Annotated in this window: 25 protein-coding genes; 11 read left to right on the top strand and 14 right to left on the bottom strand. The window is 51.6% G+C overall.

The genetic code is table 11. The features are described 5' to 3' along the window. Positions 1–50: 50 nt before the first annotated feature. From BGE37_RS10495 to allA, 6 genes are all read right to left on the bottom strand, one after another. Positions 51–1,505 carry an allantoin transporter gene (locus BGE37_RS10495; RefSeq protein WP_000401151.1) on the bottom strand — a complete coding sequence of 485 codons (1,455 nt, stop codon included), beginning with the start codon at positions 1,503–1,505 and terminating at the stop codon, positions 51–53. Positions 1,506–1,674: 169 nt separating this feature from the next. Next, positions 1,675–2,553 carry a 2-hydroxy-3-oxopropionate reductase gene (gene glxR / locus BGE37_RS10490; RefSeq protein WP_000765850.1) on the bottom strand — a complete coding sequence of 293 codons (879 nt, stop codon included), beginning with the start codon at positions 2,551–2,553 and terminating at the stop codon, positions 1,675–1,677. 99 nt (positions 2,554–2,652) lie between these two features. Next, the gene (gene hyi, locus BGE37_RS10485; RefSeq protein WP_000943561.1) at positions 2,653–3,429 is read right to left on the bottom strand and encodes a hydroxypyruvate isomerase; all 777 of its coding nucleotides are present in this window, start codon (positions 3,427–3,429) and stop codon (positions 2,653–2,655) included. Between the two features lie 12 nt (positions 3,430–3,441). Then, positions 3,442–5,223, bottom strand: a complete 1,782-nt coding sequence (gcl, locus tag BGE37_RS10480) for a glyoxylate carboligase (RefSeq protein WP_105288009.1) — start codon at positions 5,221–5,223, stop codon at positions 3,442–3,444. Between the two features lie 89 nt (positions 5,224–5,312). Next, positions 5,313–6,128 carry an HTH-type transcriptional repressor AllR gene (allR, locus tag BGE37_RS10475; RefSeq protein ID WP_000141275.1) on the bottom strand — a complete coding sequence of 272 codons (816 nt, stop codon included), beginning with the start codon at positions 6,126–6,128 and terminating at the stop codon, positions 5,313–5,315. 77 nt (positions 6,129–6,205) lie between these two features. Continuing rightward, positions 6,206–6,688 carry an ureidoglycolate lyase gene (gene allA / locus BGE37_RS10470; protein WP_000776388.1) on the bottom strand — a complete coding sequence of 161 codons (483 nt, stop codon included), beginning with the start codon at positions 6,686–6,688 and terminating at the stop codon, positions 6,206–6,208. A 228-nt stretch (positions 6,689–6,916) separates the two neighbouring features. Between allA and allS the strand changes: the two genes are divergently transcribed. The 3 genes from allS to dinQ all read left to right on the top strand — a co-directional run bounded on the left by allS (position 6,917) and on the right by dinQ (position 9,501). Beyond that, a complete protein-coding gene (gene allS, locus BGE37_RS10465) occupies positions 6,917–7,843 on the top strand; it encodes an HTH-type transcriptional activator AllS (RefSeq protein ID WP_105288008.1) in 927 nt (308 codons plus the stop codon). 68 nt (positions 7,844–7,911) lie between these two features. After that, positions 7,912–9,006, top strand: a complete 1,095-nt coding sequence (gene mnmH / locus BGE37_RS10460; protein WP_105288007.1) for a tRNA 2-selenouridine(34) synthase MnmH — start codon at positions 7,912–7,914, stop codon at positions 9,004–9,006. Positions 9,007–9,345: 339 nt separating this feature from the next. Then, positions 9,346–9,501 carry a damage-inducible type I toxin DinQ gene (gene dinQ, locus BGE37_RS25960; RefSeq protein ID WP_001308457.1) on the top strand — a complete coding sequence of 52 codons (156 nt, stop codon included), beginning with the start codon at positions 9,346–9,348 and terminating at the stop codon, positions 9,499–9,501. A 205-nt stretch (positions 9,502–9,706) separates the two neighbouring features. Here dinQ and ybbP read toward each other — a convergent pair whose 3' ends face one another. Together ybbP and ybbA are read right to left on the bottom strand one after the other, a co-directional pair. Then, on the bottom strand, positions 9,707–12,121 hold the full coding sequence (gene ybbP, locus BGE37_RS10455; protein ID WP_105288006.1) for a putative ABC transporter permease subunit YbbP: 2,415 nt from the start codon (positions 12,119–12,121) through the stop codon (positions 9,707–9,709). Beyond that, a complete protein-coding gene (gene ybbA, locus BGE37_RS10450; RefSeq protein ID WP_001110573.1) occupies positions 12,118–12,804 on the bottom strand; it encodes a putative ABC transporter ATP-binding protein YbbA in 687 nt (228 codons plus the stop codon). Before ybbA ends, ybbP begins: the two co-directional genes overlap by 4 nt. Between ybbA and tesA the strand changes: the two genes are divergently transcribed. Genes tesA through cnoX form a run of 3 tightly spaced genes read left to right on the top strand, consistent with a single transcriptional unit; the run spans position 12,775 to position 15,112 of the window. Next, complete coding sequence (gene tesA / locus BGE37_RS10445) at positions 12,775–13,398, top strand: multifunctional acyl-CoA thioesterase I/protease I/lysophospholipase L1 (protein WP_157944752.1); 624 nt, start codon at positions 12,775–12,777, stop codon at positions 13,396–13,398. The two genes, ybbA and tesA, sit on opposite strands and share 30 nt — an antisense overlap. Then, complete coding sequence (ybbO, locus tag BGE37_RS10440) at positions 13,388–14,197, top strand: NADP(+)-dependent aldehyde reductase (RefSeq protein ID WP_105288004.1); 810 nt, start codon at positions 13,388–13,390, stop codon at positions 14,195–14,197. The genes tesA and ybbO overlap by 11 nt, the downstream gene beginning before the upstream one ends. A gap of 60 nt (positions 14,198–14,257) precedes the next feature. Then, entirely contained in the window at positions 14,258–15,112 is an 855-nt protein-coding gene (gene cnoX, locus BGE37_RS10435) for a chaperedoxin (RefSeq protein WP_001295322.1), read from the top strand. Between the two features lie 134 nt (positions 15,113–15,246). Here cnoX and fetB read toward each other — a convergent pair whose 3' ends face one another. Next, entirely contained in the window at positions 15,247–16,026 is a 780-nt protein-coding gene (gene fetB, locus BGE37_RS10430) for an iron efflux ABC transporter permease subunit FetB (protein WP_001353389.1), read from the bottom strand. Next, a complete protein-coding gene (gene fetA / locus BGE37_RS10425) occupies positions 16,013–16,690 on the bottom strand; it encodes an iron efflux ABC transporter ATP-binding subunit FetA (protein ID WP_001157551.1) in 678 nt (225 codons plus the stop codon). The genes fetB and fetA overlap by 14 nt, the downstream gene beginning before the upstream one ends. A gap of 145 nt (positions 16,691–16,835) precedes the next feature. Between fetA and BGE37_RS10420 the strand changes: the two genes are divergently transcribed. Both BGE37_RS10420 and BGE37_RS10415 read left to right on the top strand, forming a co-directional pair. After that, positions 16,836–17,753 (top strand): SPFH domain-containing protein, encoded by a 918-nt coding sequence (locus BGE37_RS10420; RefSeq protein ID WP_000904502.1) that lies wholly within the window; start codon positions 16,836–16,838, stop codon positions 17,751–17,753. Beyond that, positions 17,750–18,208, top strand: a complete 459-nt coding sequence (locus tag BGE37_RS10415) for an NfeD family protein (protein WP_000970315.1) — start codon at positions 17,750–17,752, stop codon at positions 18,206–18,208. Before BGE37_RS10420 ends, BGE37_RS10415 begins: the two co-directional genes overlap by 4 nt. Before the next feature lie 102 nt (positions 18,209–18,310). Here BGE37_RS10415 and BGE37_RS10410 read toward each other — a convergent pair whose 3' ends face one another. Then, complete coding sequence (locus BGE37_RS10410) at positions 18,311–18,673, bottom strand: hypothetical protein (RefSeq protein ID WP_001001644.1); 363 nt, start codon at positions 18,671–18,673, stop codon at positions 18,311–18,313. 366 nt (positions 18,674–19,039) lie between these two features. On the opposite strand from BGE37_RS10410, the gene BGE37_RS10405 reads away from it, so the two are divergent. From BGE37_RS10405 to BGE37_RS10395, 3 genes are read left to right on the top strand one after another with little or no spacing between them, the layout of a single operon-like run. Then, complete coding sequence (locus BGE37_RS10405; RefSeq protein ID WP_105288003.1) at positions 19,040–20,056, top strand: YadA C-terminal domain-containing protein; 1,017 nt, start codon at positions 19,040–19,042, stop codon at positions 20,054–20,056. A gap of 53 nt (positions 20,057–20,109) precedes the next feature. After that, entirely contained in the window at positions 20,110–20,532 is a 423-nt protein-coding gene (locus tag BGE37_RS10400; RefSeq protein ID WP_105288002.1) for a hypothetical protein, read from the top strand. Beyond that, positions 20,529–20,720: a hypothetical protein gene (locus tag BGE37_RS10395; protein ID WP_105288001.1), complete on the top strand. Its 192-nt coding sequence runs from the start codon at positions 20,529–20,531 to the stop codon at positions 20,718–20,720. The genes BGE37_RS10400 and BGE37_RS10395 overlap by 4 nt, the downstream gene beginning before the upstream one ends. Before the next feature lie 3 nt (positions 20,721–20,723). On the opposite strand, the gene cueR is transcribed toward BGE37_RS10395, so the two are convergent. The 3 genes from cueR to BGE37_RS10380 are packed head-to-tail and all read right to left on the bottom strand — an operon-like array spanning position 20,724 to position 24,462. Further along, positions 20,724–21,131, bottom strand: a complete 408-nt coding sequence (gene cueR / locus BGE37_RS10390) for a Cu(I)-responsive transcriptional regulator (RefSeq protein ID WP_001026747.1) — start codon at positions 21,129–21,131, stop codon at positions 20,724–20,726. Continuing rightward, complete coding sequence (locus BGE37_RS10385) at positions 21,128–22,303, bottom strand: HlyD family type I secretion periplasmic adaptor subunit (RefSeq protein WP_001014326.1); 1,176 nt, start codon at positions 22,301–22,303, stop codon at positions 21,128–21,130. The genes cueR and BGE37_RS10385 overlap by 4 nt, the downstream gene beginning before the upstream one ends. After that, complete coding sequence (locus BGE37_RS10380; protein WP_105277215.1) at positions 22,300–24,462, bottom strand: type I secretion system permease/ATPase; 2,163 nt, start codon at positions 24,460–24,462, stop codon at positions 22,300–22,302. Before BGE37_RS10380 ends, BGE37_RS10385 begins: the two co-directional genes overlap by 4 nt. Positions 24,463–24,465: the final 3 nt, after the last annotated feature.

Genomic DNA, 24,465 nt, shown 5'->3' with positions numbered 1-24,465 from the left:
TTGTAAAATACAGATTGGTTTTTTAACTCAATGTTCAATATCGGGATTAATTAACCTGTGACTTTTTGTTCTCCTGTTTTTTCTGCTGCAGTACGTTTCTTTAATAAGGCGTAGGCCGCAAAGGCGACAATAACGCCGACAAACCATGAAACGCGTGATAAAGGCTCCATGAACGGAATAAATTTACCACCGAGAGATAAAATAACGGCGACCAAAGTTACTGAGAACGCGGTAAGGTTAAAGCCGTTATCGTAATATTTGAAATCCCCTGCTGCGGTATACAGTTCATCAAGATTAATTTGTCCGCGCATCACCACAAAATAATGCGCCATCATCACACCAATTACTGGACCCAGCATTCCGCCGATAATATCGAGGAACAGATAAATGCTGTCCTGATTTTCCATTAATTTCCACGGACAGATCAGCAAACTGATAATACTGGCAATCAGTACGCCGTTTTTATAGGTCAGTTTCGTCGGTGCAATAGCGGCTATCTGATAACCAGCCGGAATAATATTACCGGTGGCGTTAGTGGAGATAGTCGTCATCAGAATAACCAGTACCGCAAAGAACGAGGCAAACAGGCTATCCCAACGCTGAACAATATCCAGCACGTTCCAGGTGTCAGCGCCGTAGTGAATACTGGCTCCGGCAATAATACATACCCCGGCGACCGCAAACAGAATATAGGCCACAACTAAACCCAGCGTTTGCCCCAGCGCCTGCTCACGAAACGAGTGGGCGTTTTGCGTAAAGTCGGATGCGCTCACCGCCGGTGCCGCCCAGACCGCAACTACCGCGTTAATCACCACCAGGAACAGGAAGCCACCGTTTTCTGCTTTCTGAATACCGCTCGGAATGTAGTCAAAGATTGGACCGATCCCGACCAGCGAAATCGCCCAAATCGCCATACCGCCGAAGACAACATAGATACACGGGTTAAGAATGGCGGTGAATTTATTTAAAACTTTGCCACCACCGAAACCGATTCCGACGTTCACCAGCCAGAAGAGTAAGAAAGTGATTAAGCCCGGTAGAGAAAGCCCTAACAGGGTAAAATCACCACCGAGAGTTAAAAATCCCGGCCAGATTTTGCCAATCAGGATCAAGCAGGCCAGCGATCCGGCGTAACATTGCAGGCCAAACCACATAATGGCAGCAATCCCGCCTCTTAATAATCCGGGAAACAGTGCACCACGTACGCCATAAGAAGCACGCAGGATCATGGCAAATGGTACGCCGTATTTACTGCCCGCAGCACCGTTCAATACCATTACCGCAGCAATAAAAAAGGCGCTAAGAATAATGGCCAGCATAATACTAAAGGTAGACAAGCCGAGAATAAAAAAGCCGCCGACCATCACATAATTGGGAACGTTATGAACCGAACCCATCCATAAGGTAAAATAGTTAAATGTTTTCCAGGTCCGCTGGCTTTGCGTTTTCGGCAATAGATCTTCGCTATAGCCGCGTTGCTGGAATAGTTTTCTCTGATGTTCCATAAATCCCTCTTAATTTCACGTATCGAATAACGCTGTTTTTAATCTAGCTATGAGGAACAAATAAAATAAAAATATTATTTTTAATACTGAAGCAACATCTTTGGCTGCTTTCTTTTTTAATATTGCTGGCCGATTCATTTTCTGATATCGGCCATTTTTATTGCGGGTATCAGGCCAGTTTATGGTTAGCCATTAATTCCAGCGCCTGCACTAACGCAGAGTGATCCAACTGGCTGCCACCGTTTGCCGCACAGGTATTAAATAACTCCTGGCAGGTCGCGGTGTTTGGCAGGTTCAGCGCCAGTGCTTTCGCACTTTGCAGTGCCAGGTTGAGATCTTTCTGGTGCAGCGCAATTTTAAAACCTGGATTAAAGGTGCGTTTAATCATGCGCTCACCGTGAACTTCCAGAATACGTGAGGAAGCAAAGCCGCCCATCAGCGCCTGCCGCACCCGTACCGGATCCGCTCCGGCTTTTGAAGCAAACAGCAGGGCTTCAGAAACCGCTTCAATATTGAGCGCCACGATAATCTGATTTGCCACTTTGCAGGTCTGGCCGTCGCCGTTACCGCCCACGAGGGTGATATTTTTACCGAGCAATTCAAACAGCGGTTTAACACGTTCAAATACCGCTTCGTCGCCGCCAACCATAATCGACAACGTCCCTTCACGCGCGCCGATTTCACCGCCGGAGACGGGCGCATCGAGATAATCGCCGCCCAGTTCATTCACCTGACGAGCGAAACGCTTAGTTTCAATCGGGGAAATGGAGCTCATATCAACAATGGTTTTGCCCTTCAGTGAGGCTTTGGTACAACCATTTTCACCAAACAGAACTTCTTCAACCTGTGGCGTATCCGGCACCATAATAAAAATGATGTCCGATGCTTCCGTTACCTGGCGCGCAGTTTCAACACTGACGGCACCCAGTGACAGTAATTCATCAACAACCGGACCAATGGTTGTGACATGCAGTTGATGACCGGCACGCGCCAGATTAATGGCCATCGGTGTACCCATAATGCCTAAGCCAATAAATCCCAGTTTCATAATTAACCTCTTTTAAATTTCGCTTTTCCTGAATTCAGACAACACGATCCCCTGCCAACTTAGCGGCCTAAAAAAGCATTGCCTGAACAGCGTTACGTTTTAACGGTACGGATCCATCCAGTGTAAACCGGCTTCCGTGGTGGTTTGGGGTTTATATTCACACCCAACCCAACCGTTGTAGTCAGAATTTTCAATTACCGTAAAGAGATACTCATAATTAATTTCTCCGGTTCCCGGTTCGCCGCGATGCGGATTATCGGCAATTTGCAGGTGACCAATTTTATCGGCCCATTGAGTCATAGTGTTGGTTAATTCACCTTCCATCCGCTGCATATGATAAATGTCATACTGAATTTTCAAATTGCAGCAACCAACATCATCAATCAATTTCAGCGCCTGTTGAGTTCCGGTGAGATAGAAACCAGGAATATCAAAATGGTTAATAGGTTCAATCAGTAATAAAATATCTTCTTTCATCAGCATATTCGCGGCATAACGCAGGTTTTCTACAAGCGTTGCGTGAATCTGTTCACTGCTGAAACCAGCCGGCGTTTTACCGACCAGACAGTTAATTTTTTTATTACCCAGCGCACGAGCATAACGAATCGCTGCTGCTACGCCATCCCGAAACTCTTCTTCACGGCCAGGAATACAAGCAATACCGCGCTCCCCCGCCGCCCAGTCACCCGCCGGTAAATTGTGCAGAGTATGTTCGAGTTTATTACTCGCCAGCACCTGTTTTAATTCTTCAATGTCGTAGTCATAAGGAAACATAAATTCAACGCCGCGAAAACCACACTGCGCTGCTTTCTCAAAACGGGCGAGAAAATCATATTCACCAAATAACATCGATAAATTCGCAGAGAAACGTAACATTATTTATCTCCCTTATTCATAGTGCATGAAGCAGGTTTCAGTCGGTGCGTCCGCTGCGTTATCGGCGATATCTTCAAATTCCATCACATTATCGAGTTCGCTGCCCATTGAAATATTGGTTACGCGCTCGAGAATGATTTCCACTACCACAGGTACACGGTATTGATTCATTAATGCTTTCGCCTGTTCAAATGCCGGTGCAATATCTTCCGGTTTGAAGACCCGAATAGCTTTACAACCTAAACCTTCCGCTACTTTTACGTGGTCGACGCCGTAACCGTTCACTTCGCTGGAGTTAATATTTTCGAATGCGAGCTGTACGCAGTAATCCATATCAAACGCGCGCTGCGACTGGCGAATCAGACCCAGATAGGCGTTATTGACCAGTACATGGATGTACGGAATGTTGAACTGTGCGCCAACGGCTAATTCTTCAATCAGGAACTGGAAGTCGAAGTCACCGGAAATCGCCACCACATTGCGCTCTGGATCAGCGGCACACACGCCCAGCGCCGCCGGAATGGTCCAGCCCAACGGGCCTGCCTGCCCACAGTTGATCCAGTGGCGGTCTTTAAAGACATGCAGCATTTGTGCCGCAGCGATTTGTGACAGACCAATGGTGGTGACATAACAAACATCGCGACCAAAGGCTTTGTTCATCTCTTCATACACGCGCTGCGGTTTCACCGGCACATTGTCGAAGTGGGTTTTGCGCAGCAAAGTGCGTTTGCGCTGCTGGCAGTCGGCGACCCATTCTTTACGACACGGCAGACGACCCGCTTTTTGCATCTCCTGCGCCACTTCAACCAGTAAAGTCAGGGCAGCTTTAGCATCAGAGACAATCCCCAGATCCGGGCACAGCACGCGGCCAATTTGCGTCGGCTCAATATCGATATGGACGATTTTGCGCCCTTCGGTGTATTTCTCTACCGAACCGGTATGACGATTGGCGAAACGGTTACCGATACCAAACACCATATCGGACGCCAGCAGCGTTGCATTACCGTAACGATGTGCGGTTTGCAGCCCCACCATCCCGGCCATCAGTTCGTGGTCATCCGGAATACAGCCCCAGCCCATCAGCGTTGGGATCACCGGAACGCTGGTCAGTTCAGCAAACTGTTGTAACAGTGCAGCTGCGTCAGCATTGATGACTCCGCCCCCGGCAACAATTACCGGACGTTCAGCCTGGATTAACATTTCGACCGCTTTTTCAATCTGCATACGGCTGGCCGCTGGTTTGTAGACCGGCAACGGTTCGTACATGTCAGGATCAAACTCGATTTCCGCCACCTGAACGTCGAACGGTAAATCCACCAGTACCGGACCCGGACGACCAGAACGCATCAGGTGAAATGCCTGTTGCAGCACACGAGGCACGAGCGCCGCTTCACGTACTGTAACCGCCATTTTACTTACCGGCTTGGCGATAGCTTCGATATCAACAGCCTGGAAATCTTCTTTATGCAGACGAGCACGCGGTGCCTGACCAGTGATGCACAAAATAGGAATGGAATCAGCAGAAGCGGAATAGAGCGCGGTGATCATGTCCGTGCCCGCAGGACCGGAAGTCCCCAGACATACGCCGATATTCCCTGCCGTTGCGCGGGTATAACCTTCCGCCATGTGCGAAGCACCTTCCACATGACGCGCCAGAATGTGACGAATACCGCCGTGCTTACGCATCGCTGAGTAGAACGGATTGATTGCAGCTCCCGGAACGCCGAAGGCGGTGGTGATACCTTCTTTCTCCAGCACATACATTGCCGCGTCAACGGCTCTCATTTTTGCCATTTTATTCCTACCTCTATTAATTGGAAAAATTTTCCAACTTTCAAATTTTGTCAAAAAAACCCGCTCCGCAGAGCGGGATGCGACAGACACTATGGATGTGCTTTCAGTCCCAACGCCGTGCTGATATCGCGGGCGGTGTCTCTGACCAGCTCACCCTGACTGACAAAACGATCTTCTGTCAGTCTTGAAGAAGGCCCGGAGATGGAGATAGCGGCAACAACGCTACCTACATCATCGTAAATTGCTGAAGCTATGCAATTCAGACCTACAACATGCTCTTCTTTATCTACGGTATAGCCCAGTTCACGCGCTTGTTCCAGGTCCTTCAGCAAGGTGGGCATATCCACAAGCGTAGTTGGCGTAAACTGCTGCAAACCGGTTTGCAGAATGATGCTCATCAACTCCTCTTCCGCCAGCGGATAAAGCAGCGCTTTGCCCGCACCGGAAGCATGCAGCGGCAGACGACTGCCCAGCGGCGCACACATCCTGACCATCGATTTACATTCTAACTGACCAATTAATACTGCTTCATTGCCGTTACGAATCGCGACATTGACCGTTTCGCCGGAAAGTAACATCAGGCGGCGCATAAATGGCCCAGCGACGGAGAGGACATCGCGGTTATGGATGTACGCCGCACCGACGTTAAAGACACCTAATCCTATATGCCACCAGCCTAACTGACTGTCCTGATAGACAAAATCCGCTGCCTGTAAAACCTTCAGCAAGCGAAAGGTCGTGGAGAGCGGCAAATCCAGATTGAGAGAAATATCGCTAACCGACGAACTTCCCCCACTTTTTTCCAGATATTGCAGAATCGCAATTCCCCGCTCTAACGCCTGTGCGCCCTTTTGTGCCACAGGCTCCGCCTGTCCTGGCCTGCCGCGCCGTCTAACTTCCGTCATACCTACGTTAACTCCGACCTACAAGTGAGCATAAACAATGAACAATTAGTTTATCTTATGCAAGTCGGTTGCAGGCGTCACGCAAAACAGAGTTCCTGTTCAGGAATACTTTCAACATCACAGTTGTCACTGCCGCCGCGATCGATGGTCAGAAAATCGGTGACGCGCTGCCAGGCGAAAAGTGGGTGATGCCAGACGTTACGATGGTAATTCACTCCCTGTTCACCGTTGGTAATAAACGCCCGCAGGGTTGACAGGTCTGGTTTGTCGTCACCTAAGGCCACGACCACCACAAACACTTCCCCTTTCATCGGAATAAAGGCCTGAGTGCCCAGCGGATGACGTTCGAGTTCGTGAATGGTCAGCGGCAGATTCGCCGGTTGCGCGCGGTTAATGCTGATAAGCGTACGGTCTTGCTCAAGAATCTCAACCAGCGCCAAATCGTGGTAACGCTCCACCAGGCCATTGTTAATATGGAAAAAATCCCGTTGCTGCGTTTCGATTACGTCGCCATAAGCACTAAAGGCTTCCTGACTTAACGGTAATACCTGAAGTTTCATCTTTTTGTCCTTGTAACATAATTCCGTTCAACCACCGCCGACCGGTCAATGTGGTTCAATAACAGGCAATCTAAAACCTTAAGAGAACAACATCAACACAAAAGTTGGAATATTTTTCCAAAACTAGATTTAGTCCACAAATCACACAGGGTTATCATGTAAAAATACTGATAAATCAGAGGATAAGAAAATCACGCAACTTGCGGATTTAAAAGGGGATACCTGAAGATGTTCGATCCAGAAACCTTGCGGACTTTCATTGCGGTTGCTGAAACAGGAAGTTTTTCAAAAGCGGCAGAACGATTATGTAAAACCACGGCGACGATCAGTTATCGCATTAAACTTCTGGAAGAGAATACCGGAGTGGCGCTGTTTTTCCGCACGACTCGCAGCGTGACGTTGACAGCGGCTGGCGAGCATCTACTTTCTCAGGCCAGAGACTGGCTGAGCTGGCTGGAAAGTATGCCCAGCGAGCTGCAACAGGTGAATGATGGCGTGGAACGCCAGGTGAATATTGTCATCAACAACCTGCTCTACAACCCCCAGGCCGTCGCCCAGCTGCTGGCGTGGCTGAATGAACGTTACCCCTTTACCCAGTTTCACATCTCCCGACAAATCTATATGGGCGTCTGGGACTCGCTATTGTACGAAGGTTTTTCACTGGCTATCGGCGTCACGGGAACCGAAGCTCTGGCAAATACTTTTAGCCTTGATCCCTTAGGTTCGGTGCAATGGCGCTTTGTCATGGCGGCGGATCACCCGCTGGCGAAAGTTGAAGAGCCACTCACAGAAGCGCAGTTACGGCGCTTTCCGGCGGTTAATATTGAAGACAGCGCCCGCACCTTAACCAAGCGCGTCGCCTGGCGTTTGCCGGGGCAAAAAGAGATTATTGTTCCCGATATGGAAACGAAAATCGCCGCCCATCTGGCGGGCGTTGGCATTGGTTTTTTGCCAAAATCACTTTGCCAGTCAATGATCGATAATCAACAATTGATCTGCCGGGCAATCCCAACGATGCGCCCTCCTTCGCCATTGAGTCTGGCATGGCGCAAATTTGGCAGTGGCAAAGCGGTAGAAGATATTGTGACCTTGTTTACTCAGCGCAGGCCGGAAATCAGCGGATTTTTAGAAATTTTCGGCAACCCACGCAGTTAAAAATCAAGTTTCCTTGCGCGTTGGCGCGTAAAATAGCGTGCAAGCTGATTTGAGGTTCACTTTTAACTATGCAAGAGAGACACACGGAACAGGACTATCGTGCCCTGCTGATTGCTGATACGCCCATTATTGATGTTCGCGCCCCCATCGAGTTTGAGCAAGGCGCAATGCCCGCCGCTATCAACCTGCCGTTAATGAATAACGATGAACGCGCCGCCGTTGGCACCTGCTATAAACAGCAAGGGTCAGACGCGGCGCTGGCGCTGGGGCATAAACTGGTGGCGGGTGAAATTCGTCAGCAGCGCATGGACGCCTGGCGGGCTGCGTGCCTACAAAACCCGCAAGGTATTCTCTGCTGCGCCCGTGGCGGTCAACGTTCGCACATTGTGCAACGCTGGCTGCATGATGCGGGGATTGATTATCCACTGGTGGCAGGCGGTTATAAGGCGCTGCGCCAGGCCGCGATTCAGGCGACCATTGAACTGTCACACAAACCGATAGTGCTGATTGGCGGTTGTACCGGCAGCGGCAAAACGCTGTTAGTGCAACAGCAACCGAACGGTGTTGATCTGGAAGGGCTGGCGCGTCACCGCGGTTCGGCGTTTGGTCGCACGTTACAACCACAACTTAGCCAGACAAGTTTTGAAAATCTGCTGGCTGCCGAAATGCTAAAAACCGACGCCCGTCAGGAGCTACGGCTGTGGGTGCTGGAAGATGAAAGCCGGATGATCGGTTCGAATCACCTGCCGGAATGCCTGCGCGAGCGAATGACTCAGGCGGCGATTGCGGTGGTAGAAGATCCGTTTGAGATCCGTCTTGAACGCCTGAACGAAGAGTATTTCTTGCGTATGCATCATGATTTTACCCATGCGTACGGCGACGAACAGGGCTGGCAGGAGTATTGCGAATACCTGCATCACGGACTTTCGGCGATTAAGCGTCGGCTGGGGCTACAACGCTATAACGAACTGGCTGCAAGGCTGGATGCAGCGCTGACAACGCAACTCGCAACCAGCAGTACCGACGGTCATCTGGCCTGGCTGGTGCCGTTACTTGAAGAATATTACGACCCGATGTATCGCTATCAGCTTGAGAAAAAAGCGGAAAAAGTTGTCTTTCGAGGTGAGTGGGCGGAAGTGGCGGAGTGGGTTAAGGCGCGTTAATGGGCGATATTCTGAAACGGCGATTGTCGTGAGAACAGAATGGTTGCATCAGAATACAGATATAAAAAAACCGACATGACAGTCGGTTTTTTTATTTTTTCCGCCCAAGACTTGGTGGTTCCGGGCAGAAATGAAACAGTCCTCATCTAGCAAGTGAATTATAAGTCAGGATGCCTACATATTCAAACAGCTATGTTGGCGATACAATCCCGACGCTAGTAGTGATACTGCCTCAAGGGATTACCGCAGTGCGGAAAAGTACTTTTAAGTCCTGGTCAGGATACAGGTGGTGCTGATTCTGGTGCTCTAATTTGGAGAGAGGCAGTCCTCATCTAGCACATGAAGAAAATCATAGTTACAGGCAACGTAAGGGTAAGCTGTGATTGTCTTTCTCCCTTAAGGGAGCAACGGATGAAAACTTTTCTCGATAAAGTTCTCATCGTTCTTAAGGCGCTAATCGCGCTGCTGGAACTGATCCGTCAGTTTATTGAATAACTGAGGAAACGTAGCTAAGGCCGAAGGTTTACCACCTTCGGCCTTTAAAAAAACCGACATGACAGTTGGTTTCAGATTTATTGCCAAAATGCACACTGTTCATGCCGGATGCGGCGTGAACGCCTTATCCGGCCTACGGTTAAGTGCAGTTTTGTAGGCCTGATAAGACGCGCCAGCGTCGCATCAGGCAATCTAACGCCTGTCATCACCCCGCAAACTGCCTGAACAGCGCCTTACCCTTAACCAGTCGCGCGCCCAGCCAGCCGCCGAAAAGTGACAGCAGCAGCGCACCGCTACACGGCAACACAATCCACAATCGCCAGTCTGGCTCCCACGGGAAATCAAACACTTTCGCCTGCAGTACCGCCAGCGCCGTTTCCGCACCAATTGCGGCCACCAGGCCGGATACAAACCCGAGCATGGCGAACTCACACCATAATGTCGTGCGCAGCAGCTTTTTCCCCGCACCGAGTGTGCGCCACACCACCAGCTCCTGATGACGCTGACGCATTCCCACCTGCACCTGTGCCAGCAACAGCAACATACCGCAGGCGGTGACCAGCACCACCATCACTTCCAGCGCCCGACTTACCTGCTCCAGCACCTGACCGACCTGTTTTAAAATCGCGCCAATGTCTAACAGGCTAATGGTCGGGAACTGGCGGTTGAGTTGCGTCAACATGCCGTTGCCATTCTCCCAGCGGAAACTGGTAAGCCAGCTCTGCGGTTGCCCGTCTAATGCCCCTTCCGGGAAAATAAAATAGAAATTAGGCCGCAGACTTTCCCAGTCCACTTTGCGCAGGCTGGTCACTTTAGCGCGGAACTCCTGGGTATCGCCCATAAAAGTCACGGTATCGCCGAGGGCAACGTTTAAGCGTTTCGCCAGCCCCTCTTCCATCGATACTTCATCGGCTTTTGGCGGCCAGTTACCGGCGACAATTGGATTATGATCGGGCCGCGTATTTTGCCAGGTGAGATTGAGTTCGCGATTGAGCGCCTCATCTTCATTGCCTTCTGTCGGCTTATCGTTAATCGCCGTCAACCGCGCCCGCACTACCGGATAAAACGATTCCGGGACTATTTGATGTTCCGCGAGGAACGCTTTTAGCGGCGTAACCTGTTCTGTGGCGATGTTGATTAAAAAGTAGTTCGGGCTTTCTGGCGGTAGCTGCTGTTGCCAGCGGTCGAGCAGATCGCCACGCAACACCAGCAACAGTGCCAGCAGCATAAAGGAGAGCGAAAATGCCGAAAGCTGGCTTAACGTTGACCACGGCTGACGTAACAGGCGGCTAACCGCCAGGCGCAGAGGTAGCGATTTCAGCGTCATGCGGCGAAGTACATTCAGCAGCATCCAGCCCAGGACACCGCACAGCAAAGCCAGTACTACCGCGCCCGCCAGCACCGCCCAGAGCAGCATACTGCCGCCCATCAGTCCGGCGAGCAGTAGCACAACCACCACACTGACAATCGGCAGATAAAACTTCAGCGGCCAGACGTTTGCAACCACATCATTACGTAACACGCGTAAAGGCTGCGTTGCCAACAACAGGCGGTATGGTCGCAGCCCCACCAGCAGCGAGATGACCGTCATGGTGCCAAGCGCCCACAGCCATGGCCAGAGGCTGGCAGGCGGTAGTGCGGCAGGCAGAACGGGCTTGAGCAGCACCATCAACACGTTTTCGAACAACAGGCCTATCGCCCCGCCGGTAACGGCTGAAAGCGCCAGCACCATCAGCCACTGACCGACGATTAGCTTACGCAGTTGCGCTCGCCCAGCCCCCAGCGTTTTGAGGATCGCCACCAGATCGTAGCGACTACGACAGTAATGATTCATCGCCACCGCCACCGCCGCCACCGCCAGCAGCAAGGTCAGAAGCGCCGAAAGCAGCAGAAACTGTTGCGAGCGTTCCATCGATCGCCCCAGCGCGCCTTCGTCCTGTTCCAGACCGTACCAGCGTTGTTCGGGTTTAAGCTGAGGTAACAACCATTTCTCATAGCCGTCGAGCTGGTTCTCGTTGCCGCCGAATTTATAACGCCAGGTGACCCGACTCCCCGGCTGCACGGCTCCGGTTTTATCGACATCCGCCAGATTCATCATCAGACGCGGGGCCATCTGGAAGGGGTTAAAACCGGAATCCGGTTCCTGAATCACTTCTCCGGCAATCCGCAAGGTGGTATCGCCCACGTCAATGGTGTCGCCCGTTTTCAGGTTAAGCAGTGCCATCAAGCGTGGGGCCAGCAATACGCTGCCCGCCTGCGGTTTCAGGCCTGGAGGATTGGTTTGCAGATCGCCATACATCGGGTAGATATCATCCACCGCTTTGACGTTCGCCAGCTGCGGTGTGTCGCCCGCAAAAGTCATCGTGGCGAAAGTCAGCTGCTTGCCGACTTTCAGGCCGCGCTTTTGCGCTTCCTCCAGCCACGCTTGCGGCACTTCGCGTGAACTGCGCAACGCCCGATCGCCCGCCATAAACTCCCGGCTTTGCTGGCTTAAGCCCTTCTCCATGCGATCGCTGATGTTGCCCAGCGCCAGCACGCAGGCCACCGCCAGGCTTAGCGCCAGCCAGACAATTAATAGCGACGGCGAGCGCCATTCCCGCCAGAACCAACGTGCAATCATGCTTCCTCCTGCAACTGCCCGTTCACCAGCCGTAAGCAGCGGTCGCAGCGTGCCGCCAGTTGCAGGTCGTGGGTCACCATAATCAACGTGGTGCCATGTTCACGGTTGAGGGAAAACAGCAGGTCGGCAATTTTATCGCCCGTCTGGCGGTCAAGGTTGCCGGTGGGTTCGTCGGCAAACAGCACATCAGGTCTACCGTTAAAGGCTCGGGCCAGCGCCACTCGTTGCTGTTCACCGCCGGAAAGCTGTGCCGGAAGATGATCAAGACGTTTACCCAGCCCTAACTGTTCGAGCAACGCTTTCGCCCCATTACGACTTTCCGCGCTACTTTCACCGCGCAGCAGCGCCGGAAGCTCGACGTTTTCCAGCGCGTTAAGGGTAGGAATTAACATAAACGACTGAAAAACAAAGCCTACGTGCTTCGCGCGCAACTTTGCCCGCGCTTCTTCGTCCATATTATGTAGCGGTTGTCCCACCAGACTCACTTCGCCACTGCTGCCGTCATCCAGCCCGGCGAGGATCGCCAGCAAGGTTGACTTACCCGATCCCGACTCGCCCACCAGCGCGATGGTCTCGCCACGTTTGACAACCAGCTCAACTCCGGTGAGGATGGAGAGTTCATGCTCCCCCTGACCGACGGACTTCTTAAGATGATGAACTTCAACAATGTTTTCCGCTGGCATTTGCCCTTCCTGTTCCTGGTCCTGTTAACCTTCCGTGCCGCCGCAGCGGACACGTTATTGATTCTGGGTGATAGCCTGAGCGCCGGGTATCGAATGTCTGCCAGCGCGGCCTGGCCTGCCTTGTTGAATGATAAGTGGCAGAGTAAAACGTCGGTAGTCAATGCCAGCATCAGCGGCGACACCTTGCAACAAGGGCTGGCGCGCCTTCCGGCTCTGCTGAAACAGCATCAGCCGCGCTGGGTGCTGGTTGAACTGGGCGGCAATGACGGTTTGCGTGGTTTTCAGCCACAACAAACCGAGCAAACGCTGCGCCAGATTTTGCAGGATGTCAAAGCCGCCAACGCTGAACCATTGTTAATGCAAATACGTCTGCCTGCAAACTATGGTCGCCGTTATAATGAAGCCTTTAGCGCCATTTACCCCAAACTCGCCAAAGAGTTTGATGTTCCGCTGCTGCCCTTTTTTATGGAAGAGGTCTACCTCAAGCCACAATGGATGCAGGATGACGGTATTCATCCCAACCGCGACGCCCAGCCGTTTATTGCCGACTGGATGGCGAAGCAGTTGCAGCCTTTAGTAAATCATGACTCATAAAGCAACGGAGATCCTGACAGGTAAAGTTATGCAAAAATCGGTCTTAATTACCGGATGTTCCAGTGGAATTGGCCTGGAAAGCGCGCTCGAATTAAAACGCCAGGGTTTTCATGTGCTGGCCGGTTGCCGGAAACCGGATGATGTTGAGCGCATGAACAATATGGGATTCACCGGCGTGTTGATCGATCTGGATTCGCCAGAAAATATTGATCGCGCAGCCGACGAAGTGATCGCCCTGACCGATAATTGTCTGTATGGGATCTTTAACAATGCTGGATTCGGCATGTATGGCCCCCTTTCCACCATCAGCCGTGCGCAGATGGAACAGCAGTTTTCTGCCAACTTTTTCGGCGCACACCAGCTCACCATGCGCCTGTTACCCGCGATGTTACCGCACGGTGAAGGGCGTATTGTGATGACCTCATCGGTCATGGGATTAATCTCCACGCCGGGTCGCGGCGCTTACGCAGCCAGTAAATATGCGCTGGAGGCGTGGTCAGACGCACTGCGCATGGAGCTGCGCCACAGCGGAATTAAAGTTAGTCTGATCGAACCCGGTCCTATTCGCACTCGCTTCACCGACAACGTCAACCAGACGCAAAGCGATAAGCCGGTCGAAAACCCCGGCATCGCCGCCCGCTTTACGTTGGGGCCGGAAGCAGTGGTCGACAAAGTGCGCCATGCTTTTATTAGCGAGAAGCCGAAGATGCGCTATCCGGTGACGCTGGTGACCTGGGCGGTAATGGTGCTCAAACGCCTGCTGCCGGGGCGCTTGATGGACAAAATATTGCAGGGGTGAGTTGAAGCCCGCGCTTAAGCCCCCATGTCAAAGAAAATATCGACAACAGAGAGCGACTCCATGTCCGTAGAAAATATTGTCAACATTAACGAATCTAACCTGCAACAGGTTCTTGAACAGTCGATGACCACTCCGGTGCTGTTCTATTTTTGGTCTGAACGTAGCCAGCACTGTTTGCAGTTAACCCCAATTCTGGAAAGCCTCGCGGCGCAGTACAACGGGCAATTTATTCTGGCGAAGCTGGACTGCGACGCGGAGCAGATGATTGCCGCCCAGTTTGGTCTGCGCGCGATTCCGACCGTGTATCTGTTCCAGAACGGGCAACCGGTAGACGGCTTCCAGGGGCCGCAACCGGAAGAGGCGATCCGCGCCCTGCTGGATAAAGTGCTGCCGCGCGAAGAAGAACTGAAAGCGCAGCAGGCGATGCAGCTGATGCAGGAAGGCAATTACACCGACGCCCTGCCATTGCTGAAAGACGCCTGGCAGTTGTCGAATCAGAACGGGGAGATCGGCCTGCTGCTGGCAGAAACGCTGATTGCGCTGAACCGTTCTGAAGATGCTGAAGCCGTGCTGAAAACCATTCCGTTACAGGATCAGGACACCCGCTACCAGGGGCTGGTAGCGCAAATCGAACTGCTGAAGCAGGCGGCTGATACGCCGGAAATTCAACAGTTGCAACAGCAGGTGGCAGAGAATCCAGAAGATGCCGCACTGGCGACGCAACTGGCACTGCAACTGCATCAGGTTGGGCGCAATGAAGAGGCACTGGAGTTGCTGTTTGGGCATCTGCGTAAAGATCTCACCGCAGCAGACGGTCAGACACGTAAAACGTTCCAGGAGATCCTTGCTGCGCTGGGTACAGGTGATGCACTTGCGTCGAAGTATCGCCGCCAACTGTATGCGTTGTTGTATTGATTTTCCGTTGAAATGCGATGTGCTGGTTTGTAGGCCTGATAAGACGCGCCAGCGTCGCATCAGGCATCCGCGCATAGCCGCCGGATGCGGCGTGAACGCCTTATCCGGCCTACCAAACCGTGCTAATTCAATATTTATTTCTTCGTCAATTGCGTCACCACCAACTGGTGGCGCGAATTATAAAACTTACGATAGGTTAAATAGCAGGCAATAATGGTCGACAAGCTGGCGGTGGAGAGCAGCATAAAGGTCACCATAATCTGATATTTAATCGCCTTCACCGGATCAATCCCGGCAAATATCAGCCCGGACATCATTCCCGGTAAACTCACTAAGCCAACCGTTTTTGCTGAATCGACCGTCGGAATTAAAGCCGCGCGAATACTGTCGCGAATCAATATCGCTGAAGCCTGTTTCGGCGTCGCGCCAAGACTCAGTTTCTCCTGAATCTGTTGTTGTTCGCTAATCACCCGTTGCCCTAAATTGTTGTAACACAGCCCTACCGCCACCATCGCGTTACCGGCAATCATCCCGGCAATAGGAATCACCTGCATCGGGATAAACTCAATCGACCCTGAGAGAATCAGCACCGCCAGGGTAATTCCCGCCCCGACCGTAATAGCAATAAACGATGAGATAAAAGCTTTAGCAATATATTTACTGCGTTTTTGCGCATTCCACGCCGCATTAAAGCAGATAAATAACACCATCAATAATGTCAGGCTGGCATCATCCACGCTGAAAATATACTTCAGCACATAGCCGACAATAATCAGCTGAATTATCGCCCGCCCGACGCTCCAGAGAATATCTTTCTCCAGCGCCAGTTTTTCTTTATGGCTAATTAAGATTGCTACCACCACCAGCATTAATGCCAGTGCCAATGATTCGTTAGTAATATTATGCGAGTTCATAGCGTGCTTCCTGCATTTCTCCGGCATGCGGTTGCAGTGTAATCACTTTATCCGCATGATTAATTTCGTCTTTATCGTGTGTCACCCACAGCACGGCAATATTTTGCTCGCGCACATAACGGTGGATCATCTCATTAACGTTATGTTTATTACTTTCATCCAGTGCACTGGTGATTTCATCCAGCAATAATACCTTTGGCATAAATTGCAGGTTACGAATCAATGAGATGCGTTGTTTTTCACCACCAGATAGCTCGGCGATATTCTTTGTCAAAATGCTGTCCGGCAAAGCGAAGCGTTCGAGAAAATCGAGAAAAATGGCTGGGTCAGGCTGCTGGTTACGGATCTGCCAGGGAAAGATCAGATTATCGTATACCGTATCGCCAAACAGCGTCGGCGTCTGGGCGCAGTAAGATACTTGCTGGCGGTAGATTTCTGGCTTGAGTGTACTGACATCCTCACCTTCAAACAGCAACGTTCCGCTGGTTGGGCTGATTAATGAAGCAACAATTTTCAGCAGCGTACTTTTGCCACAACCGGAAGGGCCGGTAATTAACTTAAATTCGCCAGCACGTAGCGAAAAATTGATGTTATTAAGAATCTTCGTATCACCCGCCAGATATCCTACGTTTTGTAGCTGAAGCAAAGGACTATTTTCCTGCATCGCTGTTCCCTTTTTCTGATTTTTACTAAAAACAGTTTATCCTTCGCAGGAATAAGGGGGAACTCTCTTTCAGTAATCAGGTATAATTTGTTTAATCAAGCAGCAATTTTGCTGATTATGGACGGTACAACAGGAGGTTTTTCCGATGCTTATCTTTATCCCGATTCTCATTTTTGTCGCGCTGGTCATTGTCGGCGCGGGTGTTAAAATCGTGCCGCAGGGCTATCAGTGGACAGTAGAACGTTTTGGTCGCTATACCAAAACGTTACAGCCGGGGCTCAGTCTGGTGGTGCCGTTTATGGATCGCATTGGTCGCAAGATCAATATGATGGAACAAGTGCTCGATATCCCTTCCCAGGAAGTTATCTCGAAAGATAACGCCAACGTTACCATCGACGCCGTGTGCTTTATTCAGGTGATTGATGCCCCGCGCGCGGCTTATGAAGTCAGCAATCTGGAGCTGGCGATCATCAATCTGACCATGACTAACATCCGTACCGTACTGGGTTCAATGGAACTTGACGAAATGCTCTCTCAGCGCGATAGCATCAACTCACGTTTGCTACGTATTGTCGATGAGGCCACCAACCCGTGGGGGATTAAAGTCACCCGTATTGAAATTCGCGACGTGCGCCCACCGGCAGAGCTTATCTCTTCGATGAACGCGCAGATGAAAGCGGAACGTACCAAACGCGCTTACATCCTTGAAGCGGAAGGGATCCGTCAGGCGGAAATCCTCAAAGCCGAAGGTGAAAAACAGTCGCAAATCCTGAAAGCGGAAGGTGAACGTCAGTCGGCATTTTTGCAAGCTGAAGCGCGTGAACGTTCCGCTGAAGCAGAAGCCCGTGCCACTAAAATGGTGTCGGAAGCCATCGCCTCTGGTGATATTCAGGCAGTGAACTACTTCGTAGCACAGAAATACACCGAAGCGTTGCAGCAGATCGGTTCTTCCAGTAACAGCAAAGTGGTGATGATGCCATTAGAGGCCAGCAGCCTGATGGGGTCGATAGCCGGGATTGCCGAGCTGGTGAAAGACAGCGCCAACAAGCGGACTCAGCCATGATGGAGTTAATGGTCGTTCACCCACATATTTTCTGGCTCAGTCTCGGCGGGTTGCTGCTGGCTGCCGAAATGCTGGGCGGCAATGGTTATCTGTTGTGGAGCGGCGTGGCAGCGGTGATTACCGGCCTGGTGGTCTGGTTGCTGCCGCTGGGCTGGGAGTGGCAAGGGGTGATGTTTGCCATCCTGACGCTGCTCGCCGCCTGGCTGTGGTGGAAATGGTTGTCGCGACGGGTTCGCGAACAAAAGCACAGCGACAGTCATCTTAACCAGCGCGGGCAGCAGCTGATTGGCCGACGTTTTGTGCTGGAATCACCGCTGGTCAATGGGCGAGGTCATATGCGCGTCGGCGACAGTTCATGGCCTGTCAGCGCCAGCGAGGATCTCAGTGCAGGTACGCATGTTGAGGTGATTGCGATAGAAGGGATAACGCTGATTATCCGTGCGGTCATCGCCTGATGCGACGCTGGCGCGTCTTATCATGCCTACAAAATATGCCCGAATCGTAGGCCAGATAAGGTGCTTGCGCCGCATCCGGCATATAGCCGAGTAGAGGCAAAATTACTCTTCCCGGCCTTTACCCATACTTTTTTGGTCTTCATCCGGATAATGTTTTTTTAGATATTCCAGGACGTTTTTATTGACCTTGTGTTGCGTATACACCCACCCTTTCCAGTAATCAGGCTGGTCCAGGTAAACTTCTGGCGGAATGGTGAAATCAGAAAGCGTTAACCATTCGGCTAATAGATCGGGGTTTCGTTTCTGGATTAACTGCAACAGCATAATCAGTGACATAGCTGAGGCAGGAGCCGTACTATCGCCACTTAAATATTTCCACACTGTTGACCGGTTCGAACGAAAAAGGATCGGTAGCAATGCCCGGTCCAGATTCATTTCATTAAAAATCTTCTCAAATTCATTCATTTAAATTTTCCTGCCTGGCGTAAACCTCTTAAAAATTGAGATTTATCAAAGAAACGCATTTTAGCACACATCAGGAACTGCTTCACGTTTAGTCCAGAAACAGAATTTATTTCGCTTATCAAAACAAGTCTTTACTCTTTTTTACATTGAAAGAGCACGAAATGATTTCCTTTTTTATTTATATAAGAAACCATTTTTGTTTCTTATTGATGGTGTTTACGCTTACACCAGACAAAAATGCGCTTTACATCACACAAATGGCGGCGTAGATTTCGATTAAATTGCAACGTAGTTTATTTCTTAAAACAATATTATTTGTTTCTTATGGAAACATTAATGCGACTTATTTTGAACAAGAGAAAATGAATGAAAACTGTAAACGTAGCTTTACTGGCACTCATAATTTCAGCAACATCCAGCCCTATTGTTTTAGCTGGTGATACCATTGAAGCGGCGGCAACAGAGCTTTCAGCCATTAACTCTGGCATGTCGCAATCGGAGATTGAGCAGAAGATTACCCGCTTTTTAGAACGCACCGACAACAGCCCCGCTGCATATACCTATTTGACTGAACATCACTACATCCCTTCTGAAACACCTGATACCACTCTGACTCCCCCTGTCCAGACAGATCCTGACGCAGGACAAAAAACCGTTGCCGCTACAGGTGATGTACAGACAACCGCCCGTTATCAGAGCATGATCAACGCCCGACAGTCTGCGGTAACTGATGCCCAGCAAACGCAAATTACAGAGCAACAGGCGCAGATCGTAGCCACACAAAAAACGCTCGCCGCGACTGGAGATACGCAAAATACCGCGCATTATCAGGAGATGATTAATGCCAGGCTGGCGGCTCAAAATGAGGCTAATCAGCGCACTACCACTGAACAAGGGCAGAAAATGAATGCGCTGACAACCGATGTGGCAGCACAACAGCAATATGAAAGGACTCAATACGATAAACAAATGCAAAGTCTGGCGCAGAAGTCTGTCCAGGCACATGAGCAAATTGAAAGTCTGAGACAAGATTCCGCACAAACGCAGCAACAGTTAACCAACACCCAAAACCGGGTCGCTGATAACAGCCAGCAAATTAACACGCTCAATAACCATTTCGATTCTCTGAAAAACGAAGTTGAGGACAATCGTAAAGAAGCCAATGCGGGAACTGCATCTGCCATCGCTATCGCCTCACAACCACAGGTGAAAACCGGTGACTTGATGATGGTGTCAGCGGGAGCGGGAACGTTCAACGGTGAATCTGCGGTGTCTGTAGGAACATCTTTTAATGCCGGAACGCATACGGTACTTAAAGCAGGTATTTCTGCGGATACACAATCTGATTTCGGTGCGGGTGTCGGCGTGGGATATTCGTTCTAATTTTAACAGCAATTTCTTATTCGCAATTTTCCGCACATTATTTAAGGTTAACAATGATGAATAGCTCCATTAAATCGTTTTCCCTGCTGGCGGTTATATTACTGGCTGGCTGTAGTTCACCCACTTCCGGCATCGCAGATTGCCAGGCGCAGGGCGTCAGTCATGATACCTGTTATCTCGCAGAACAGCAGCGTCAGACGGCTATTTTAAGTGCATCCGAGGCGCAGGCATTTAAAAATGCAGAAGCCGCACAACATGCCCAGGCGGCAAAGAAAGCCATTTATAAAGGATTTGGCGTCACCTTCAGAATGAGCAGTAAGAACTTTGCTTATCTCAATGATTCATTATGTGCCATAGATGAAGATAATGCCGATGCCACGGTTTATCAGTCGGGTCTGTATAACGTCATTGTTTATCATCACACAGGAAAAATCGCCTTAATGAAAGAAGGCCAGTTTGTGGGTTATTTAAAATGAAACTCACGCTTATACATATTATGATTATTGGCGCTTTTATCTTTGCATTCTTGCAAGTGGTATTATTAGCCTCCCTGGTTCACGCTATGAATGTTAACAACGAAATCCAGGAAGGCTTATTTCAGTCGGGGCGCATTATGGTAGAAAGTTTGCAGCATATTCTTTCGGTGCAAACGGGGATTAACTGATTTTCACCCTGCCCGATGATGACAGCAGCCAGAGAGATTTTCGATAATCGGGCAATCGGCGCTGTCATCACCGGGGCAGGCATTCGCCAGCGCCAGTAGCTGGTCGCGCATGGATTGCAGCTCCTCAATGTGCCGTTCGATCTCCGCCACCTTCTCCAGCGTGCGCCGTTTTACATCGGCGCTATGCCGCTGCGGGTCGTTAAACAGATTTACCAGTTCGCCGCTCTCTTCCAGGTTAAAGCCCACCTGGCGCGCCTGGCGCAGTAAGGTCAGTTCGTTGAGATGCTGCTGCGTGTAGGTTCGATAACCATTTTCGCTGCGCATCGGCGGCGTCACCAGCCCCTTTTCTTCATAGAAGCGAATGGCTTTGCTGGTCAGGCCGGTAATTTTTGCTACATCGCTAATGTTCATCGTTCGCGCAACGCCTCCTGTGCTTTGTTAAAGGGTTTCAACAGATAATCCAGCACGCTTTTTTTGCCGGTGCGGATATCGACCGTCGCCACCATGCCGGGAAATATCGGAAACTGCTGTTTATGTTTATTTTCCAGATGGTTGCTGAAAGTGCGAATGTACACCCGATAGTAATAAACATCGCGTCGCACTTCATCCTGCACGGTGTCTGGTGATATCACCGCCACTTCCCCCGGCAGGCCGCCGTAGATGGAGTAGTCGTAAGCGGTTATTTTCACCAGCGATTTTTGCCCCGGATGGATAAATGCCACATCGCGGGGGGAGATTTTTGCCTCGATCAGCAGTTGCTCATCCAGCGGCACGATGGTCATCAGTTTACCACCGGGGGCGATGACGCCGCCAACCGTGGTGACGTCAATGTCCTGAACAATGCCTCGCACCGGCGCGGTAAAGTTGAGCCGGGTGAGAGAATCTTCCCGCCCGCGGATCACCGAACGCTGGGTTTCCACTTCCGCATTGGCTTTCGCTAACTCTTCGCGCGCCTGAACGTAATATTGCGTGCGCACGTCGCTAAGTTTGTTTTCCAGTTCATTGGCCTGGCGTTGCAGGCGCAGCACTTCAACGCTGCTCGCCGCCCCCTGTTTCACCAGCGGCTGGGTCATCGCCAGTTCGCGGTTGACCAGGCTAATCCCCTGCGTCAGCCCGGTGGTGGCTTTGTTCAACCCGTCGCGGCGAGTGTTATATAACGCCGTTTCCGACTCGATAAGTTCGGGGAATTTATTCAGTTCGTCAGGAAAGACCAGCGGTTTATTGCTCACTTCTGCCCGCAGCCGCGCCGAGGTTGCCAGCGCCGCGTACAGCCGCGACATCGCTTCCTGGACGTCGGATTCCGTTTTGGTGCGGTTAAGCTGCGCCAGCGGCTGCCCCTGTTCGACAATATCGCCAACCTTCACGTCGAGATGATACAAAATCCCGCCTTCCAGCGACTGCACCACCTGTTCGCGTCCAGAAGGTTCTACCGTGCCGCTGCCGGTGGTGACTTCATCAAGCTGGAAGTACCACGCCCAGCCGAGAAAACAGAGCAGCATCACAGCGGTAACGCGCACCGCCAGCGCCGAACGTGGCAGGCGGGGTTCAGTCAGGCCACGGTTGTATTGCAGTTGTCCGTTCATGCGGCAGACCCCTTATTCTTCTCCTGCAACACCACGCGTCGCGTCGTGGGTTCGCCTTGTTCACGCAAAATAGCCTCTTTCGCGCCATCCATCACAATGCGCCCCTGATCCATCACGATTATCCTGTCAACCAGTTGCAGCATCGCCGTGCGGTGAGTGGCGATGACCAGCGTGCGATGCCCAATCCACTGTTTTAGTTGTTCAATTAAATACGCTTCCGCCATTTCGTCCAGCGAGGCGCTGGGTTCGTCGAGCAGGACGATATTGGGTTGAGAGATGAGCAGCCGCGCCAGCAGCAGCGTTTGCCGCTGGCCGCCAGAAAGACCAAATCCCCCTTCCTGAATCATGTAGTTAAGGCCGTTTTTCTGCTTCTGCACAAAGGGCAGCGCCCCGCTGAGGGTTAACGCGCGTTCGATATCTTCATCGCTGGCTTCTGGCATCCCCATGGTGAGGTTTTCCCGCAGCGAACCGAAGAACAGTCGCCCGGTCTGGCTGAGCAGCCCCATGTCGCGGCGCAGATCCGCCGGATCAAGCTGCCCGATGCTGATGTTATCCAGCAGCACCTGCCCCTGCTGGGCGATACGCATTCCGGCGAGCATTTGCAGTAGCGTTGATTTACCCGCGCCGTTGCGCCCGAGAATGGCGATTTTCTCTCCGGCCTGAATGTTGAGTTTGCCGATCGCCACATCGGCAATCTTCTCTTCTTCGTCGTAATAAAACACCGCGTTGCTGAACTGATAATTGCCGTGCAGCACTGCTTTATGCACCAGTTTGCCGTGTTCCGGCTGATCCACCGGGCGCTTCATCAGTTCATCAAGCCCGTTACGCGCCACTTTCGCCTGCTGCCAGCGCGAAAGCACGCCGGATATCTGCGACAGCGGCGCAATGGTGCGCGAAGCCAGGATCGTCGTCCCCACCAGTGCGCCGGTGGTCATGTCGCCGTTCATCACCATGAAGCAGCCCACCAACAGCACCACCACATAGACGATGGATTGCACTTCCTGCGTCCAGGTGAGCAGCAGCCCGGTGAGAAAACGTTGCTTCATACTGATGGACGAGGCCACGTCGTTGGTGTGATTCCACTGATTCTGGAAACGCTGTTCGGCACGCAGCAGTTTAATGTCTTCAATCGACTGCACGGCCTCGACAAGCGTAGCGTTGCGTACCGCTGACTCGCGCATCCCTTCGTTCGCCAGCCGCGCCAGCGGGCGTTGCACCAGCAGGCCGGGGATCACCAGCAACGGCAGCGCCAGCAAAACCACCAGCACCAGCCAGCCGCCGATCATCCACAAAATAAAAACAAACAGCAGGAAGAACGGCAGATCCGCCACCGCGCCGATGGTGGTAGAAGTGATCAGTTCCCGCACCGATTCCAGTTCGCGGATCTGTGAGATAAACGATCCGGTGGATTTCGATCGCACGTTATTTTTCAGCCGTAATGCGTGACCAAACACGCGATCCGAAATACGCAGATCTGCCCGCTTACCAATCACATCGGAAAGGTGCGTGCGCACCATTCGCATACAGAACTCAAACAGGATCGCCATCATCACCCCGGCGAACAGCACCCATAGCGTCGGGTAGGACTGCGCCGGAACCACCCGGTCGTAAACCTGCATCGAGAAAATCATCGCCGCCAGCGCCAGCACGTTCGCCACCAGCGAGGCCAGCATAATATCGCCGTAGCGCCGCCAGTCTTTTAGCGAAAGATTCCAGAACCAGTTCGCCTGATACGGGCGAATATAGTCATCCACCCGCGCATCGGGAATTGCGCTGAGCGGGCGCAGCAGCGCCAGTTCGACGATTTTATCTTCAATATCCGCAACATTTAGCGTGGTTTCCAGCCCTTCGTCACCGCTGAACTGAACGCTGATATTGTCGTGGCTGTCGCGGCGGGTGATCACGCCAATCTGTTGATTATCAAACACCGCGATCAGCGGCAGCCGCCACGGGTTAAGCGAGTCGGCGGAAAATTCCACCAGCCGCAGCCCCATCCCTAACTGCCGCGCCATATCAGTGAGTAACTCTTCCCGTTTGCTGTCGCGCTCCCAGTTGACGGTCGCGCGCACGTTCTCCTGGGAAAAATCGAGGCGGTAATAACGCGCCACGGCGATCATCGCCTCCAGCCAGGCTTCCACGGACTGGGCATTTTTTTTCATTCT

The sequence above is a fragment of the Escherichia sp. MOD1-EC6300 genome (assembly GCF_002965045.1).
Lineage (GTDB): Bacteria > Pseudomonadota > Gammaproteobacteria > Enterobacterales > Enterobacteriaceae > Escherichia > Escherichia coli_F.
This window is presented reverse-complemented; position numbering and strand designations above follow the sequence as displayed.